Below are 16,698 nucleotides of genomic sequence, written 5' to 3'. Positions count from 1 at the left end.
AACGGGCTGACTGGGTGGTCGGCTGCGGGTAGAACACCTGTGATGACCACGACCCTGCGGCCGGTCGAGCCGCTCCAGCGCAACGCCGACGGCACCCGTTCCCGCCGCTACCAGGTGTGCGTGAACAGCCGCCCCGTGGGCGAGATCCACCTCGGCACCTCGCCGTCCCTCGGCGACTCGGCGGCCCGCGTCATCGATCTGTGGATCGCCGAGCCCGACCGGCGGCGCGGCCGGGGCACGGTGGCCGCGCTCGCCGCCGAGGAGGTGGCGCGCGGCTGGGGCTGCGCCCAGATCGAGATCCGCGTCCCCGCCTCCGCCGACATCGCCCTGCGGCTCTTCGGCGCCCTGGGCTACACCCTGCGCAACCGCAACATGGAGAAACGCCTCGGTACCGCCCCGCCCGAGCTGCCGCCGGGCAGCAGCGCGCGACCCATGACCCAGGCGGATTTCGACGCCTGGCAGGAGTACGAGCGCGAGCAGTACGCACGCATGTGGATCGAGCGCGGCCTCCCCGAGGACGCGGCCCACGCCAAGTCCCGCAGCGACCACGAACGACTGCTGCCGCACGGGCTCAGCACCGACGGCATGCGCTTCAGCGTCCTGGAGCACGAAGGGGTCCGGGTGGGCACCCTGTGGGTGGCCCTGCGGGACGGCGAGGCCTTCGTCTTCGACGTCGCGGCCGACCCGGCCCACCGCGGCCGGGGCCACGGTCGCGCGCTCATGCTGCTCGCCGAGCGCCAGGCGATCGAGGCCGGCCGGCCGGTCCTCGGTCTCAATGTGTTCGCGGGCAACACCCCGGCCGAGCGGCTGTACGAGTCGCTCGGTTACGAGACCACGGAACGCTCCCTCGCCAAGTCCCTGCTGTAGGGCCAGGGGCCCCGGGGGCTCAGGCGTCCTGCTCGCCCAGAAGCCGGTCGGCGATCTCCTCGACGCGCCCGCGCAGCCCCTCCTGGCTCTTGCCGCCGTCGAGGCGTTCGCCGCCGATGACGTACGTCGGGGTGCCGGTCACACCGATGGCCTTGCCCTCGGCCTGGTCGGCGTCCACGATCAGGATGTGCCGGCCGTCGATCAGCGCGGTGTCGAACTCCTCGGCGTCGAGCCCGAGTTCACGGGCGACCTCGACCAGGAAGGATTCGCCCTTGCGGTCCAGCTCCTCGACCCGCGCCAGCACCGCCTCCACGTACGGCCACCCCTTGCCCTGCTCCCACGCCTCCTCGGCGGCCTGTGCGGCGGCGAAGGCGTGCTTGTGCTTCTCCAGCGGGAAGTGCCGCAGCCGCAGCTCCAGCCGGTCGCCGTAGCGGGCGCGCAGGGCGCGGACGTCGTCCAGGGCGGTGCGGCAGTCGGGGCACTGCAGTTCGCACCAGACGTCCAGAACGAGGGCGTCGGTGCCTGCGGGGGAGGAGTCGCTCATGACGACCAGTCTTCCAGGCCGGACGCGGGTGACCCAATCGGGACGGTACGGCCGTCCTGGCCCGGGTGGCAGGTGCGGGGGCCGCACCGGCACCCCAGGAGGAGGCGACCCGGAGATGTCCCTGATGTCCCGCGCGAGCGTGGCGTCGCGAGGACGAGGCGGTGCAGGATGGAGGGGACGTGGGCGGCGTGCCGTGCCGGCGTGCCGCATCCGAGAACTGCGCCTTCCACCCGACCCAGCCGCCAGGAGGACCGGATGATTGCCGAGACCGTCTGCTCCGCCGTGTCCGCGGCGGGCCTGGGCATCGCGGTGGTCACGGCCTACCGCAAGCGCTTCCTCACGGCGGCCCGCATCGCGGCCTGTTCGCTGGTGCCGGTCGGCCTGGTGATGACCGGGGTCGTCGGCTGGCTCGCCGACACCGCCTTCAGCCCCACCGCCTGGGCGGGCTTCGGTGTGCTGGGCGCGGCCTGGCTCCTGTTCGCGGGCAGCCGGGCGGTCGAACGCCGCCGCGGCGGCACCCGCGCCGAGCGCAGAGCGGCCCGGGGCGACGGGGTCGAGGTGGTGGCTCCGGGGGCCTCCGTGCCCTCGTTGGGCGCGGGCACCCGGCCCGCGACCGGGTCCGCCACCGCCCCGCGCGCCACCAGCTCCGCCGACGACCTCAGCGACATCGAGGCCATCCTCAAGAAGCACGGCATATGACGACGGGACCCGGCTGCGGGGTGGCTACGACCCCGCAGCTGCCCTCGCGCTGAAACGACACAGAGTGTCGCATGGAGGTCCGGAACCGTTCACAAGCCGAATCAAGTCGGACGAGACGGCGCGGAATGCGGCAACTCCCGCATACGACGAGCGTGTTGATCGCACAGGGGATCTGTTCTGCGCCATCATCGGCGCGAGATGCTGGACACAGAGAGCGAGGCCGCGCCGCCGAAGGACGAGCCGCGCGGGTGCCTCTTCGCCCTATCCCAGCCACCGCTGATGATCTTCCTTGCGGTGATCGGGTGTCTGCTCCTCATGGCTGCGCTGCACGACCTGCTGTTGCTGTGAGCCGTACGCGTCCGTCCCGGCGCCACCCGCCGGGACCGACGTCGCCCCGAGCCCAGGGGCGGACCCGCACCCGGCCCACGGCAGGAACCGCCACGGCGTCTCCCGGGCGATCACCCCGTCGCTTCCTTGCGCCGGGCGCGGTAGGCGGCCACGTGCAGCCGGTTGCCGCAGGTGCGGCTGTCGCAGTAGCGGCGTGAGCGGTTGCGGGAGAGGTCGACGAAGGCGCGCCGGCAGTCCGGTGCCTCGCAGCGTCGCAGCCGCTCCTGCTCGCCGGCCACCACGAAGAAGGCGAGCGCCATCCCGCAGTCGGCGGCGAGATGGTCGGCCACGGAGGCGCCGGGGGCGAAGTAGTGCACATGCCAGTCGTAGCCGTCGTGGTCCGTCAGGCGCGGAGTGGTCCCCGCAGCCGCGACCAGCTCGTTGATCAGCCCCGCGGCGGAGCGGGCGTCCGGGGCGGCGAAGATCGCCGCGAAGCGCCCCCGGACCCTGCGCACCGCCGAGAGGTCGAACTCCGACAGCACGCCGACATCGCTGATCTCGTGGTTTCGTACGAAATCCGCGAGAGCCGGGACATTGGGCAGTCCGTCGGCCGCCGCGTCGTCCTCCGGCACGGTGTTCACCAGATCGACCACGGTGTCGAGGGCGCACCGGGTGTCGTGGGTGATCAGCACGTTTTGCTCCCTGGCCTGGGGGTCGGGCGGACGCCCGCCGATGCTGGCCGATGGTAGCGACAACCCGTGCCGCCGCACCGTCCCGCGCCCGAGTCGCTTGCCCGTGGAACGCCGCCGTGCCCGCGCCGGTTCCCGCGGCGTGGCGCACGCGCACAGGCCGACGCCGTCCCGTGTGTCGCTCACGGTGACGGCGCCGGCCTGTGCCGTATGCGGTTGTCTTGGCCCGAGCCGTCTCCCCGAGTGGACGGCGCCGGGCTGCTTTCGAGGGCCGCGACCTAGCTCTCCGCCAGGATGTGCGAGAGCTCCTGATCCAGATCGAAGTGCCGGTGTTCCGTGCCGGGCGGCACGGCGGCGTCGGTTCGCTTCAGGAAGGACTCCAGGGCCCGCGCCGGGGCCTCGAGCAGGGCCTCCCCCTCCGGGGAGCTCAGGGCGATGCACACGACGCCCTGGCCATGACTGCGGGAGGGCCAGACGCGGACGTCGCCGGTGCCGGTGGGCCGGTGAAGCCCCTCGGCGAGGAGGTCGCGGGCGAACACCCACTCGACGGTCTCCTCGGCTCCGGTGTGGAAGGTGGCGTGCACGGCGTAGGGGTCGGCCGTGTCGTACCGCAGGCCTGCGGGGACAGGCAGGGAGGACTCGCTCGACACAACGAGGCGCAGGTGCAGCTCGCAGCTGACCGTGGTGTTCATAAGCGCCAGGGCCTTTCGCTCAGTGTGCGCTCGGGGATTCGCACGTCGGCGAAATCGACATGCCACCTACGGTGCCGTTGTAAACCCCTCTGAGGGTTTTGCGTGCCTTTACGTAACTCTTCCGGCCGAGAACTCGTACGAGACCTACGTCCATTCCGGTGACTGGATTCACTCCGGTAGGGTTTGTCTGTATGAATACGGGGAGTGACGAGCCGGGCGAGGTCGCCGTGGCAGGGGACAAGGCGAAGGCGGATCATCGGGAAGCCGGGCAGGAACCCGGGCGTGAGGACGGCGGGCTCGGCTCCCGGGCGCCGGAATTCGTCAAGGCCCGCCGGTTGCTGCACCTGAGCTGGCAGGTGGGCGTCTTCGTGATCGGCCTGGCGGTCGTCGTCGCCGGGATCGTCATGCTGCCGCTGCCGGGCCCCGGCTGGGTGGTGATCTTCGGCGGCATGGCGATCTGGGCGACCGAGTTCGTCTGGGCGCAGCTCGTGCTCCGCTGGACCAAACGCAAGGTCACCGAGGCGGCCCAACGGGCCCTCGACCCCAGGGTGCGCCGCCGCAACATCACGCTGACCGCGATCGGCCTGGTGGTCGTGGCCGCGCTGGTGGGGTCCTACGTGTGGAGGTTCGGCCTCGTCATGCCGTGGAAGATCGAGGATCAGTGATCCGGCTCCGCCGCCGGGCCTGGTCGGAAGCACGCCCTGACATGGGGTAATGTTCTTCCTGCGCCCGGGCGATTAGCTCAGTGGGAGAGCGCTTCGTTCACACCGAAGAGGTCACTGGTTCGAACCCAGTATCGCCCACCCGGCCCAACGGCCCACCTGCAGACCAGCAGGTGGGCCGTCGGCGTATGCGGGGTCGGGGGCGGGGGTTCTGGCCCTGTGGTCCCGATGCGAGGCGATCCCGCTGTGCGGGTCTCAGGCGCCCCCGGTGTCCGAAGCGGCTCGGGGCTACCGCCCGGCTCCGAGTCTGTGGCGCGGGCGTCCGCTCAGGCGCGCTTCGCGGCACCGGCGACAAGCCTCGTGGGCAGCGGACCGGACGCACGAACATCGCCGCGGCGACCGTCATGCCATGGCACGCAGCCGGGCGGAGCAAGCCCGGGGCCGCCGGATACCGCGCCGTGCCCCTCCGGGGGGAGTCCGCGGGGGTCGTCGGCCACGACCGGGGCGCCGCGATCGCCGCCGCCCCCGCTCTGCAGGCCCGACGTGTTCGGAGCCGTGGGTCTGCCGGGTGTGTACAGCCCGCCCCCGGTCCCGCCGTAACTGGTGCCAGCAAGCGCTTACTTGAAACGACTCCGGGGACGGGACCGTGACGATCCGTTACTCATGGTGGGATGTCGAGGAGCGGGCCAAGAGGATCAACCAGACCATCGCCCTCTTCGGGAAGAAGTACCCGAAGATCAAGGTGAAGACGGACTTCCAGACCCGGGCCGCCGGCGGAAATCCCCCGGATGTTTTCCAAAATGCCGTCACCTTTCTCCGGAAGTACGACAAGCGAGGAATTCATCTCGACCTCAAGTCCCAGGTGCGAGCAGGCAATCTGACCCCGGATCACTTCCGGGACGGCGTGACGAAGGGCCGGCGAGGTCGACGGAAAACAGCTCGGAATTCCCGTCGGTTCCCACACCATGGCGCTCGTCGTCGACAAGAAGGTGTTCCGGAAGGCCGGCGTCGAGCCGCACGGGGCTGGACCTGGGACGACCACGACCTCTACCTCCGCCAGAACGGCAGGGCCTTCTTCACCAGGGACGGACTCGGCTTCGACCGGGCCGACCTGACGGGGTGGTGGGCCGACGGCTACCGCCGTGTGGACGACTTCACCGTCCGACGCCTACGCCGCCGTGCAGGCCGAGCTGGGGGAGCGCCGTCGCACGGGCGGCGGCGCTCGCCCCCCCGAGTCTGCCCGGGCGCGCGGCACGGCACATGAGTACGCGTACTCAGATGTATGCACGTGTGGGTGCCCCCGCACGGCAGACTCGCACCATGGACTGGACCCACTACCGCTTCCGCAGCCTGTGGTCCCTGCCCGCGCCGCCCACCGCCGTGTACGCGGTCCTGGAACGGCCCGAGGACTATCCCCGCTGGTGGCCGCAGGTGCGGTCGGTGAGCCGGCTGGACGAGACGACCGGCGTCCTCACCATCCGGTCCGTCCTGCCGTACGACATGACCTTCACCGCACGCCGGACCCGCCACGACCCCGGGGCGGGTGTGCTGGAGGTCACCCTGTCCGGTGACATCGAGGGCCGGGCGCGCTGGACGGTCACGGCCGCCGGTTCCGGCACCCTGGCCCGCTACGACCAGGAAGTGGACGTGCGCAAGCCGCTGCTCCGCCGGCTCGCCCTGCCCGGCCGCCCGCTCTTCCGCGCCAACCACCGGCTGATGATGCGGTCCGGACGGCGCGGACTGCTGCGGTACCTGGAAGCGGTTTGAACGAAGGGCGCCGGGACCTGTATTGTTCAGTGCGTTCCCGGGCGATTAGCTCAGTGGGAGAGCGCTTCGTTCACACCGAAGAGGTCACTGGTTCGAACCCAGTATCGCCCACCGGGAAAGGGCCGGTCCGCACCAGCGGACCGGCTCTTTTGACGTCGCACCCCGCCCCGCCCTTACGCCGCGGCCGGCAGCTCCGGCCTGAGTGGCCAGTCCGTGCTGACGATCTCCTCCGAGCCGCTGCGCGCGAACCACGCCTGAAGACCGCGTGCCTGCGCCGCGTGCCAGTTGGCCTGGAGCGTGTGCAGTTCGGCGGGGGTCAGGCGCTCGAGCCGGGTCGCGAAACGGCGGCCCAGCGCCCGTACGACGTCCAGGGCGGCCAGCGCGTCCGCCGCCGCGTCGTGCGCGCCCTGCAGCGTCACCTCGTAGTGCGCGCACAGGTCGGTCAGCGTGCGACGGCCCTTGCGGTACCGGTCCAGGTGCTTGTCCAGCACCCGCGGGTCCAGCACCCGCAGCGGCGTCGCCTCGAACCAGCGGTCCAGTGAGGACGCCCGGTGCCGGCGCAACTCCCGGTCCAGCAGCGTCAGATCGAACGGCGCGTTCATCACCACCAGCGGGCGGCCCATCGCCGCGTGCTCCGCCAGCTGCTCGGCTATCTCGTACATCACCGGCGCCGGCCAGCGGCCGTTGCGCTGCAGGTGCTCCTCCGTCAGCCCGTGCACCGCCGTGGCCTCCTCGGGCACCGGGACACCCGGGTTCACCAGCCAGCGGGTGACCCGGGGCCGGGTGCCCGGCGCGTCCTGGACGACGACGGCGGCCGACACGATCCGGTCGGTCTCGACGTCCACGCCCGTCGTCTCCGTGTCGAAGGCGGCCAGCGGCCCCTCGTACCAGTACGTCATCCCAACCCAACTCCTCGTTCACCTGCGGCAGGTGACGTTCCGTCTTCTGCCCGTTTGGTGATACCCGGGCCGTTTGCGCCGTACGCCGCAAGGAGACAACAGGAGTACGGGTCTTTGCAGTTCAGCGGCCCTCAACGGGGAAACTCTTGGCTTGGAAGGCTGTTGGTCATGGCCATTGCGCAGCCCGAGCGGAGCGGGCTGCTGCCCGATCGCACGGGCCCCCTCCGCGGCACGCTCGCCACCACCGCCTGCATGGAGACACTGCAGGTCGGCTATCTGCACGTGGTCGCCGCCGCGGCCGGCTGCTCGCTGTCCCAGCCCTTCCCGGACAACGGCATCGACTGGCACGTCAGCCACAGCGCGCCCGGACACACCGTCGACGACGAGGTCACGATCAAGGTGCAGCTGAAGGCCACGTACCAGGTCGCACCCAACCCCCCGGGGCGTTCGTTCTCCTTCACCCTCGACAACGACCACCTGCGCAAGCTCGCCCGCACACCCGTCTCGGTGCACAAGATCCTGGTCGTCATGCTCGTCCCGCGCTCGCAGGACGACTGGCTGCGCGCCAGTCACGACCGGCTCGACCTCAGGCACTGCTGCTACTGGGTCAACCTGGCCGGCCACTCCATCACCGGCCGGCACCGGACCACCGTGCGGATCCCGACCTCGCGCATCTTCGACGACCGGGCGCTCTGCGAGATCATGACGCGGGTCGGGACGGGAGGCAGGCCATGAGGAGCCGTCCGTACGAGGAACTGCCGCGCCAGGCCCGGCCGCATCCCGACGACCTGCCCTGGAACCGGCCCCCGGAGCCCGCCGAGGTCGATCCCGCGGTGCTCGGCGCCCTGCTGCACCGGCACGGCTGGCAGCGCCGCGGGGGAGCGGCGGGCCGGTACGGCCGCTGGACCCCGCCCGGCCCGGGCGGCGGCGGGACCAGCCTCCTCGTGCCGGAGAACCGGGCCTTCCCGGACAGCGACGACCTGCTCGGCGAGGCCCTCGACGCCCTCGCCCGCAGCGACACCCCCACCGCGCGCGAGGTGCTGATCTCCCTCGCCGTGCCCAGCGACGAGATCCGCTGGTGGCGGGACACCCCGAGCGGACCCGTCGGCGCCGCGCCCTGGACGGCCGACGAGCAACTGCGCGGCGCCGCCCGGCAGATGCTCCTCGCCGCCGCGCTCGCCACACGCGCGCGTGCCGGTTACTACGGCGCCCGCCACCGGCGCGCCGCCGGCGCACTGCTGGAGGAGGTCCTCGTCGGCCCCGCGGCCGAGGACCGCCACCTCACCGCGTTCGTGCCCGTGCCCACCGGCCGCCCCCTCGCCGTCCGCCTGCACCAGGCCCTGTACGCCGCCCGCGAGGCCATCGACTACCAGCGGGCCACCGGCGGCATGGACGCCTTCGACGGCGCGGTCGAGGCCGGGGTCAGCCGCGAACTGACCGAGGCGCTGGCCGCGCTGGTGAGGGGCACCGAGGGCGCCCGGATCGCCGTCGCCTGGGCACCCGGCGCGGGCGTCCCCGAGGGCTGCGCCCCCTCCGCTGAACCCGTCGAGTTCTCGCCCGGAGACCTGCCCGTCCTGCGCGAGGCCGCCGCCCGCTATGTGCGCGAGGAGCCCTCCGTCCCCGTCCGTATCACCGGAGCCGTCGTCCGTATGCGCCGCTCCGGGCCCGGCGGCGAGGGCACGGTACGGCTGCGCGTCCTCGCGGGCGCCGAGGTGCCGCACGTCCGCGTCACCCTGGACGAGGAGGACTACCACATCGCCGGCCACGCCCACCTTGTCGGACTGCCGGTGCGCGTGCACGGCAGGCTGGAACGCCGGGGCGGCTTCCGCCGGCTCACCGGCGCCTCCGGGATCGTACCCGTGCAGGTGGACGACGCCGAGCGCGACCGGCTGATGAAGGCCCTCCAGGAGAACCTCGACTTCTTCGAGGAGGCCTGCGGGGAGTCCTACGGGGAGGGCGACTGAGGGAGCGGGAGGAAGGGGACGGGGGAGTAAGGGGAAGCGGACTGAGGGTGACCGTTTCGCGGTCGGTGCCGTCGGGTCGGTACGATCGCCTGTGCGCGCGCTCCTGGTATGGCGCCGCACCCCACCTTCAGTCAGGAGAGACCGGTGTCAGACGTCCGTGTGATCATCCAACGCGATTCCGAGCGGGAAGAACGCGTGGTGACGACGGGCACTACGGCCGCCGACCTCTTCGCGGGCGAGCGCTCGATCATCGCGGCGCGCGTGGGCGGCGAGCTGAAGGACCTCGCGTACGAACCGGCCGACGGTGACGAGGTCGAGGGCGTCGAGATCTCGTCCGAGGACGGCCTCAACATCCTGCGCCACTCCACCGCGCACGTCATGGCGCAGGCCGTGCAGGAGCTGTTCCCCGAGGCCAAGCTGGGCATCGGCCCGCCCGTCAAGGACGGCTTCTACTACGACTTCGACGTCGAGAAGCCGTTCACGCCCGAGGATCTCAAGGCCATCGAGAAGAAGATGCAGGAGATCCAGAAGCGGGGCCAGCGCTTCTCCCGCCGTGTCGTCACCGACGAGGCCGCCCGCGAGGAGCTGGCCGCCGAGCCGTACAAGCTGGAGCTGATCGGCCTCAAGGGCTCGGCCTCCCACGACGACGGCGCGGACGTCGAGGTCGGCGCCGGCGAGCTGACGATCTACGACAACCTGGACGCCAAGACCGGCGAGCTGTGCTGGAAGGACCTCTGCCGCGGTCCGCACCTGCCCTCCACCCGCCTCATCCCGGCGTTCAAGCTGATGCGCAACGCGGCCGCCTACTGGCGCGGCAGCGAGAAGAACCCGATGCTGCAGCGCATCTACGGCACCGCCTGGCCCTCCAAGGACGAGCTGAAGGCGTACCTGGACTTCCTCGCCGAGGCCGAGAAGCGCGACCACCGCAAGCTCGGCAGCGAGCTGGACCTCTTCTCCATCCCGGAGCAGATCGGCTCCGGCCTCGCCGTGTTCCACCCCAAGGGCGGCATCGTCCGCCGGGTCATGGAGGACTACTCGCGCCGCCGCCACGAGGAAGAGGGCTACGAGTTCGTCTACACCCCGCACGCCACGAAGGGGAAGCTCTTCGAGACGTCCGGGCACCTGGACTGGTACGCCGAGGGCATGTACCCGCCCATGCAGCTCGACGAGGGCGTGGACTACTACCTCAAGCCCATGAACTGCCCGATGCACAACCTGATCTTCGACGCGCGTGGCCGCTCCTACCGCGAACTGCCGCTGCGCCTCTTCGAGTTCGGGACCGTGTACCGGTACGAGAAGTCGGGCGTCGTGCACGGCCTGACCCGCGCCCGAGGCTTCACGCAGGACGACGCGCACATCTACTGCACCCGTGAGCAGATGTCCGAGGAACTGGACAAGACGCTCACCTTCGTCCTCGGCCTGCTGCGCGACTACGGCCTGACCGACTTCTACCTGGAGCTGTCCACCAAGGACCCGGAGAAGTTCGTCGGCTCCGACGAGGTCTGGGAGGAGGCGACCGAGACCCTGCGTCAGGTCGCCGAGAAGCAGGGCCTGCCCCTCGTGCCCGACCCGGGCGGCGCCGCCTTCTACGGCCCGAAGATCTCCGTCCAGGCCAAGGACGCGATCGGCCGGACCTGGCAGATGTCGACCATCCAGCTCGACTTCAACCTGCCCGAGCGCTTCAACCTGGAGTACACCGGCCCGGACGGCTCCAAGCAGCGCCCGGTCATGATCCACCGCGCGCTGTTCGGCTCCATCGAGCGCTTCTTCGCGGTGCTGCTCGAGCACTACGCGGGTGCCTTCCCGGCGTGGCTGGCCCCCGTGCAGGCGCTCGGCATCCCGATCGGCGACGCGCACGTGGAGTACCTGGAGAAGTTCGCGGCGGCGGCCCGGAAGAAGGGCCTGCGCGTCGAGGTGGACTCCTCCTCGGACCGTATGCAGAAGAAGATCCGCAACGCCCAGAAGCAGAAGGTGCCCTTCATGGTCATCGCGGGCGACGAGGACATGTCGAACGGCTCGGTCTCCTTCCGCTACCGCGACGGCTCCCAGGAGAACGGCATTCCGGTCGACGAGGCCATCGCGAAGATCGCCAAGGTGGTGGAGGAGCGGACCCAGGTCTGACCCGCACCAGCCCGAAGGGCCCCCGGGCATCAGCCCTCCGGGGGCCCTTCCTCGTCCGTGCCCCGGGCGAACCGCTGCAGCAGCAGCGAGGAGAACGAGCCGGTGATCACGCCGAGCAGCGCGAGACCGCAGGCCATCATCCCCACCGCGATGACCCGGCCCAGGGCTGTCACCGGGGTCACGTCGCCGTAGCCGACCGTCGTCAGGGTGGCGCAGGTCCACCAGACCGAGTCACCGAACGTCCGGATCGTGGCGTGGGGCGCGCCACGCTCCGCCTGGTACACCGCGAGGGCGCCGGAGAAACCGAGCAGCGCCGTGGACAGGCCGGCGTAGAGCATCACGCGCGCGTGCAACGCGAGGCGGGGCCCGCCGCGCCGCCGCCGGAGCACGTCGTACAGCCGCACGATGCGCACCGGCCACAGCAACGGCAGCAGCATGACGAGTGTGTCCAGCCAGTGCCGGGTCACGAAGCCGAGCCCACGGCCGCTCAGCCGCCAGTGCACCGCGTAGTCGACGACGAACACCGCCCAGGCGGCCCCGATGATCGCGCGCAGGACGTCGTCCACGGCCAGGGGCAGCCCCCGCACCAGCACATGCGTCGCGTAGCCGGCGAGGTAGACCAGCGACGCGATGCCGAGCGGCAGCGCGGCGCGTCCCTCCCAGCGTTTCCAGCGCCGCGTACGGCTGTCGTCGTCCACCGCCCAAGCTTGGCCGGTGCTCCCTTTCCCGCTGCCCCGGCGACACGTCGCGAACGGGCGAAGCCATATGCTGCCTAGCATGACGAGTGAGCCGGAGCAGCAGATCGGAGTGGGGACGCAGGACGCGTTCCAGCGCCTGTGGACGCCCCACCGGATGGCGTACATCCAGGGCGAGAACAAGCCCACCGGTCCGGGGGCCGACGACGGCTGTCCCTTCTGCTCGATACCGGCCAAGTCCGACGAGGACGGACTGATCGTCCGGCGCGGTGAGCACGTGTACGCCGTCCTCAACCTCTACCCGTACAACGGCGGCCACCTGATGACCGTGCCCTACCGGCACGTCGCCGACTACACCGGGCTGACCGGACCGGAGACCGCCGAGCTGGCGGAGCTGACCAAGCAGGCGATGACCGCCCTGCGCACCGCCTCCGGCGCGCACGGCTTCAACATCGGCATGAACCAGGGCACGGTCGCGGGCGCCGGTATCGCCGCCCACCTCCACCAGCACATCGTCCCGCGCTGGGGCGGCGACACGAACTTCATGCCGGTCGTGGGCCACACGAAGGTGCTGCCGCAGCTCCTGGCCGACACCAGGAAGATGCTGGCGGAGGCGTGGCCGGCGTAGGTCCTCCGGGGGTGCCCTCCGCCGAGGGCACCGCTCACGCGTCGTAGAGGTCGGCCTTCCTCGGCGTCGGGTCCTGCACCAGACCGCTGAGGATGCCCGACCGCGTGCCGAACTTCTCCGTGTTCACGCCGTTCTCCTCCAGCACCCTGAGCGCCGCCGAGTGCACCACCCGCAGCACCGGCGTGGCCGCGCGCAGCGCGTCGTCGGCCATGAAGCGGTGCCGCCACGGCTGGTCGGCCCAGGCGTGCCGCAGACCGAACGGCTCCGGCAGGACCAGCGAGCCGCCGAGCCAGTTGAGCAGCGGCGGGTACCAGGTCAGCGGGGCCCGCGCGGCGAGCCGCACCACCTCGTCCGTGGTGACCAGCGGCAGCATCACCTTCCGGGTCTCCCAGGGCTTGAGGGACTTGGCGACCTCCTTGCTCGGCGGCTCCGGCTTGGAGGTGAACAGCGGGTTCACCGGGCCCAGCGCGTGCCCGGTGACCTCGATCCGCAGCGTCTCGTGCAGCACCGTCACCGTGATCAGCATGGTGAGGACCAGCTGCCCGTCCCACAGCGTCCACTGCACGCCCAGGTAGTGCCGGTCGCCGCTGCCGAACTGCTGCTTGTTGCAGATCTCCTGTATCGCGTGCGGCTTCACCTGGAAGGCCTCGACGTCGGTGCCGCCGGGCCGGGCGACCTCCGCGGCCTTCTCGCCGATCGGGGTGACGATCCAGTGCCGTATCGACGGCTTCGGGAAGCCGCCGGTGTTCAGCGGGCCGCGCTCCAGCAGGGCGAGCTGGTCGTGGATCGCGCGTATGACGTCCCAGCTGCGGAAGGGGTGGATCTCCCGGGTCGGGTCGGCGGCCACCAGATCCTCGGCGAGCTGCCAGGAACCCCAGCGGGTGCCCATGCCGAGTATGCCCTTGGGACCGGCGTAGAAGACCGAGTTGGACTGCTGCTCGGCGCTGAGCCGGGCCAGCGACTGACGCAGCTCCTCCGCCGCCGTCTGGTTCGGTCCCCGGGGCACGGCCTCGGGGACCTTGGCACCGACGCTGGTACCCGACAGCAGCCCGCCCCAGCGGTCCCGCAGGTCCCTCGCCGTGCGGTCGCAGATCCGCTTGGCCCAGACCCAGCCGAGCACGGGAAGGACCACGCAGGCCCGTGCGTACCACGCCCAGAATCCGCTGAACGGCATCTTGAGCAGGAACAGCGCGGCCAGCACACCCACACCGAGGAGCAGCACGGTGGCGAGCGTCCCGGCCCGCCTGTCGTCACGCTTGGCCACGAACGTGCGCAGCTGGAAGACGAGCAGCCAGACGAGCAGCCCGGGCAGGAAGAGCACCCCGCACAGAACTGTCACGGCGGTCAGGCGGTTGTCGCGCTCCCGGCGGATGTTGTTGGCCGCGAGGCAGTGCTCGACCACGAACTGGGGCTCGGAGCCGAAGGACTGGATGAGCGGCTTGCGGCCGGGAGCGAGCATCCGGGCGACCACGGCCCGGGAGAAGGCCTCACCGAGATTGGGCCTGAGCAGCCCGATCCTGCCGGCCTTGACGGTCGACTGGTGCCATTCGTTGTCGGCTTTCTTGATCTCCTCGATCGGGCTGTCCCGGTATGCCGCGGAGGCCAGCGCGGAGGTCGCCGCCTGACTCCCGTCGCCCGAGACGGGCACCTGGGGCCCGTCCCACTCCGTTCCCAACGACATTCCCGCCCCCATCGCCGCCGGCGTCTTCTGCGGACTTCCCGACTTCCTCGCTCCGCACACCTGTTGAACAGGCCCTCGTTGTGATCAGCGTATCCGCCGGCACCGACAGTGCGCGGGCGGACGGCCGAAGCCGCCCGCCCGTGCGCCGGGTTGTGCGCCCGGTGACCCTCCGTCAGCTACGGGTTGTCGCCCGCCTGTTCACGGATCCGCTCGGCGATCTGCGGCGGCATCGGCTCGTGCCGGGCGTAGGAGCGGTCGAAACGGGCCGTGCCGTGCGACAGCGAGCGCAGGTCGACCGCGTACCGGCCGATCTCGAACTCGGGTACCTCCGCCTTGATCAGGGTGCGCCCGGAGCCCACCTGCTCGGTGCCCAGCACCCGGCCGCGCCGGCTGGACAGATCACTCATGACGGCGCCCACGTAGTCGTCGCCGACCAGGACGGACACCTCGGCCACCGGCTCCAGCAGATGGATCCTCGTGTCCGCCGCGGCCTCGCGCAGCGCCAGCGCGCCCGCGGTCTGGAAGGCGGCGTCGGAGGAGTCCACCGAGTGCGCCTTGCCGTCCAGCAGCGTGACCCGTACGTCCACGAGCGGATACCCGGCGGCGACGCCCTTGGCGGCCTGCGCCCGCACGCCCTTCTCCACGGACGGGATGAACTGGCGCGGTACGGCGCCGCCGACCACCTTGTCCACGAACTCGATGCCCGAGCCGCCCGGCAGGGGCTCCACCTCGATCTCGCAGATGGCGTACTGCCCGTGCCCGCCGGACTGCTTCACGTGCCGCCCGCGCCCGGTGGCCCTGTGCGCGAACGTCTCCCGCAGGGATACCTTGTGCGGGACGACGTCGACCTGGACGCCGTAGCGGCTGCGCAGCCGTTCCAGGGCGACGTCCGCGTGCGCCTCGCCCAGGCACCACAGGACCACCTGGTGGGTGTCCTGGTTCTGCTCCAGGCGCATCGTGGGGTCCTCGGCCACCAGCCGGGATAGGCCCTGCGAGAGCTTGTCCTCGTCGGCCTTGCTGTGTGCCTGGATGGCGAGCGGCAGCAGCGGGTCGGGCATCCGCCAGGGCTCCATCAGCAGCGGATCGTCCTTCGCGGAGAGCGTGTCCCCGGTCTCGGCCCGCCCGAGCTTGGCCACGCACACCAGGTCACCGGCGACGGCGTGCGTCACCGGACGCTGCTGTTTGCCGAACGGCATGGACAGGGCGCCGACCTTCTCGTCGACGTCGTGGTCCTCGTGGCCGCGGTCGGCCAGCCCGTGCCCCGAGACGTGCACCGTCTGGTCGGGGCGCAGGGTGCCGGAGAAGACCCGGACCAGGGAGACCCGGCCGACATAGGGGTCCGAGGACGTCTTGACGACCTCGGCGACGAGCGGACCTGCGGTGTCGCACGGTTTCAGCTCGCGCGGCTTTCCGCCGATGGTCGTGACGTCGGGCAGCGGGTGTTCGAACGGGGTCGGGAACCCGCCGGTGACCAGCTCCAGCAGTTCCACCGTGCCGAGCCCGTGTCTGGCGCCCTCGGCGGCGGGGGCGGCGGCCAGGACGGGGAAGAAGGAGCCGCGGGCGACGGCCCGCTCCAGGTCCTGGATCAGCGTCTTGACGTCGACCTGCTCGCCGCCGAGATAGCGGTCCATGAGGGTCTCGTCCTCGCTCTCGGCGATGATCCCCTCGATGAGCCGGTTGCGGGCCTCCTCGATGTCCGGCAGCTGGTCCTCGCCGGGCTCGGACTCCTTGCGCTCCCCGGTCGAGTAGTCGAACAGCTTCTGCGACAGCAGCCCGACCAGTCCGGTCACGGGCGCGTGCCCGTCGGGGCCCTCGGGGCCGCGCAGTGGCAGGTACAGCGGCAGCACGGCGTCGGGGTCGTCGCCGCCGAAGGCCTCCGCGCAGATCCGGGTCATCTCCTCGAAGTCCGCGCGCGCGGCCTCCAGGTGCGTGATCACGATCGCGCGCGGCATGCCGACGGCCGCGCACTCCTCCCAGACCATGCGGGTCGATCCGTCGACGCCGTCCGAGGCGGAGACGACGAACAGGGCCGCGTCCGCGGCGCGCAGACCGGCCCTGAGCTCTCCGACGAAGTCGGCGTACCCGGGGGTGTCGAGCAGGTTGATCTTGATGCTGTCCCATTCGACCGGCACCAGGGAGAGCTGTACGGAGCGCTGCTGCCGGTGCTCGATCTCGTCGTAGTCCGAGACGGTGCCGCCGTCCTCCTTGCGGCCCGCCCGGTTCACCGCCCCCGCGGTCAGCGCGAGGGCCTCCACCAGAGTCGTCTTGCCCGAACCGGAGTGGCCGACCAGCACCACGTTCCGTACGGACGCGGGCTGGTCGGCCTCCAGAGCCCTGCCGGCGGCCCCGGGGTGGTGTGTCTGAGTCTTGTCGCCCATGATCCTGCCTCCCGTGCACGGTGAGGTCACTGTGGGCGCGGACACGCGGGACCCGCGTGCACTGGCGGCTCCGGCGACGCCCGCG

General features: G+C 71.3%; 16 protein-coding genes, 2 tRNA genes and 1 pseudogene. 12 read left to right on the top strand and 7 right to left on the bottom strand.

The features are described 5' to 3' along the window. Nucleotides 1–42 precede the first annotated feature (42 nt). Nucleotides 43–867, top strand: a complete 825-nt coding sequence (locus ACZ7HQ_RS28045) for a GNAT family N-acetyltransferase (protein ID WP_470995411.1) — start codon at nucleotides 43–45, stop codon at nucleotides 865–867. 19 nt (nucleotides 868–886) lie between these two features. On the opposite strand, the gene ACZ7HQ_RS28040 is transcribed toward ACZ7HQ_RS28045, so the two are convergent. After that, nucleotides 887–1,411 carry a DsbA family protein gene (locus tag ACZ7HQ_RS28040; RefSeq protein WP_470995408.1) on the bottom strand — a complete coding sequence of 175 codons (525 nt, stop codon included), beginning with the start codon at nucleotides 1,409–1,411 and terminating at the stop codon, nucleotides 887–889. 255 nt (nucleotides 1,412–1,666) lie between these two features. Here ACZ7HQ_RS28040 and ACZ7HQ_RS28035 point away from each other — a divergent pair, with 255 nt between their 5' ends. Both ACZ7HQ_RS28035 and ACZ7HQ_RS28030 read left to right on the top strand, forming a co-directional pair. Next, on the top strand, nucleotides 1,667–2,110 hold the full coding sequence (locus ACZ7HQ_RS28035; protein ID WP_470995405.1) for a hypothetical protein: 444 nt from the start codon (nucleotides 1,667–1,669) through the stop codon (nucleotides 2,108–2,110). Nucleotides 2,111–2,308: 198 nt separating this feature from the next. Beyond that, entirely contained in the window at nucleotides 2,309–2,458 is a 150-nt protein-coding gene (locus ACZ7HQ_RS28030) for a hypothetical protein (protein ID WP_023552049.1), read from the top strand. A 110-nt stretch (nucleotides 2,459–2,568) separates the two neighbouring features. Here ACZ7HQ_RS28030 and ACZ7HQ_RS28025 read toward each other — a convergent pair whose 3' ends face one another. Continuing rightward, the gene (locus ACZ7HQ_RS28025; protein ID WP_470995402.1) at nucleotides 2,569–3,129 is read right to left on the bottom strand and encodes a CGNR zinc finger domain-containing protein; all 561 of its coding nucleotides are present in this window, start codon (nucleotides 3,127–3,129) and stop codon (nucleotides 2,569–2,571) included. A gap of 275 nt (nucleotides 3,130–3,404) precedes the next feature. Further along, the gene (locus tag ACZ7HQ_RS28020; protein ID WP_004002642.1) at nucleotides 3,405–3,818 is read right to left on the bottom strand and encodes an SsgA family sporulation/cell division regulator; all 414 of its coding nucleotides are present in this window, start codon (nucleotides 3,816–3,818) and stop codon (nucleotides 3,405–3,407) included. Nucleotides 3,819–4,009: 191 nt separating this feature from the next. Between ACZ7HQ_RS28020 and ACZ7HQ_RS28015 the strand changes: the two genes are divergently transcribed. The 5 genes and pseudogenes from ACZ7HQ_RS28015 (at nucleotide 4,010) to ACZ7HQ_RS27995 (ending at nucleotide 6,358) form a co-directional block, all read left to right on the top strand. Further along, nucleotides 4,010–4,483 carry a TIGR02611 family protein gene (locus ACZ7HQ_RS28015; RefSeq protein ID WP_470995400.1) on the top strand — a complete coding sequence of 158 codons (474 nt, stop codon included), beginning with the start codon at nucleotides 4,010–4,012 and terminating at the stop codon, nucleotides 4,481–4,483. Between the two features lie 66 nt (nucleotides 4,484–4,549). Then, nucleotides 4,550–4,621: transfer RNA gene (locus ACZ7HQ_RS28010), tRNA-Val, on the top strand. 490 nt (nucleotides 4,622–5,111) lie between these two features. Then, nucleotides 5,112–5,627, top strand: a pseudogene (locus tag ACZ7HQ_RS28005) (ABC transporter substrate-binding protein); the annotation flags it as partial. 173 nt (nucleotides 5,628–5,800) lie between these two features. Beyond that, nucleotides 5,801–6,247 carry an SRPBCC family protein gene (locus tag ACZ7HQ_RS28000; protein ID WP_470995397.1) on the top strand — a complete coding sequence of 149 codons (447 nt, stop codon included), beginning with the start codon at nucleotides 5,801–5,803 and terminating at the stop codon, nucleotides 6,245–6,247. A gap of 39 nt (nucleotides 6,248–6,286) precedes the next feature. Continuing rightward, nucleotides 6,287–6,358, top strand: a tRNA-Val gene (locus ACZ7HQ_RS27995). Between the two features lie 62 nt (nucleotides 6,359–6,420). Here ACZ7HQ_RS27995 and ACZ7HQ_RS27990 read toward each other — a convergent pair. Further along, on the bottom strand, nucleotides 6,421–7,146 hold the full coding sequence (locus tag ACZ7HQ_RS27990) for an exonuclease domain-containing protein (protein WP_470995395.1): 726 nt from the start codon (nucleotides 7,144–7,146) through the stop codon (nucleotides 6,421–6,423). 168 nt (nucleotides 7,147–7,314) lie between these two features. Here ACZ7HQ_RS27990 and ACZ7HQ_RS27985 point away from each other — a divergent pair, with 168 nt between their 5' ends. From ACZ7HQ_RS27985 to thrS, 3 genes are all read left to right on the top strand, one after another. Continuing rightward, nucleotides 7,315–7,881 (top strand): DUF4365 domain-containing protein, encoded by a 567-nt coding sequence (locus ACZ7HQ_RS27985; protein WP_470995392.1) that lies wholly within the window; start codon nucleotides 7,315–7,317, stop codon nucleotides 7,879–7,881. Beyond that, complete coding sequence (locus ACZ7HQ_RS27980; protein WP_470995389.1) at nucleotides 7,878–9,110, top strand: hypothetical protein; 1,233 nt, start codon at nucleotides 7,878–7,880, stop codon at nucleotides 9,108–9,110. Before ACZ7HQ_RS27985 ends, ACZ7HQ_RS27980 begins: the two co-directional genes overlap by 4 nt. A gap of 144 nt (nucleotides 9,111–9,254) precedes the next feature. Continuing rightward, nucleotides 9,255–11,231 (top strand): threonine--tRNA ligase, encoded by a 1,977-nt coding sequence (gene thrS / locus ACZ7HQ_RS27975; RefSeq protein ID WP_470995386.1) that lies wholly within the window; start codon nucleotides 9,255–9,257, stop codon nucleotides 11,229–11,231. 29 nt (nucleotides 11,232–11,260) lie between these two features. On the opposite strand, the gene ACZ7HQ_RS27970 is transcribed toward thrS, so the two are convergent. Continuing rightward, the gene (locus ACZ7HQ_RS27970) at nucleotides 11,261–11,929 is read right to left on the bottom strand and encodes a potassium channel family protein (RefSeq protein WP_470995383.1); all 669 of its coding nucleotides are present in this window, start codon (nucleotides 11,927–11,929) and stop codon (nucleotides 11,261–11,263) included. Between the two features lie 67 nt (nucleotides 11,930–11,996). On the opposite strand from ACZ7HQ_RS27970, the gene ACZ7HQ_RS27965 reads away from it, so the two are divergent. Continuing rightward, a complete protein-coding gene (locus ACZ7HQ_RS27965) occupies nucleotides 11,997–12,554 on the top strand; it encodes an HIT family protein (RefSeq protein ID WP_470995380.1) in 558 nt (185 codons plus the stop codon). A gap of 34 nt (nucleotides 12,555–12,588) precedes the next feature. Here ACZ7HQ_RS27965 and ACZ7HQ_RS27960 read toward each other — a convergent pair whose 3' ends face one another. Together ACZ7HQ_RS27960 and ACZ7HQ_RS27955 are read right to left on the bottom strand one after the other, a co-directional pair. Continuing rightward, a complete protein-coding gene (locus ACZ7HQ_RS27960) occupies nucleotides 12,589–14,235 on the bottom strand; it encodes a hypothetical protein (RefSeq protein ID WP_470995377.1) in 1,647 nt (548 codons plus the stop codon). Nucleotides 14,236–14,411: 176 nt separating this feature from the next. Next, nucleotides 14,412–16,613: an elongation factor G-like protein EF-G2 gene (locus ACZ7HQ_RS27955; RefSeq protein ID WP_470995374.1), complete on the bottom strand. Its 2,202-nt coding sequence runs from the start codon at nucleotides 16,611–16,613 to the stop codon at nucleotides 14,412–14,414. Nucleotides 16,614–16,698 lie beyond the last annotated feature (85 nt).

Source organism: Streptomyces sp. NPDC037290 (assembly GCF_055603245.1).
Note: the sequence above shows the minus strand (reverse complement) of the source record. Positions and strands in the feature narration are given on the sequence as shown.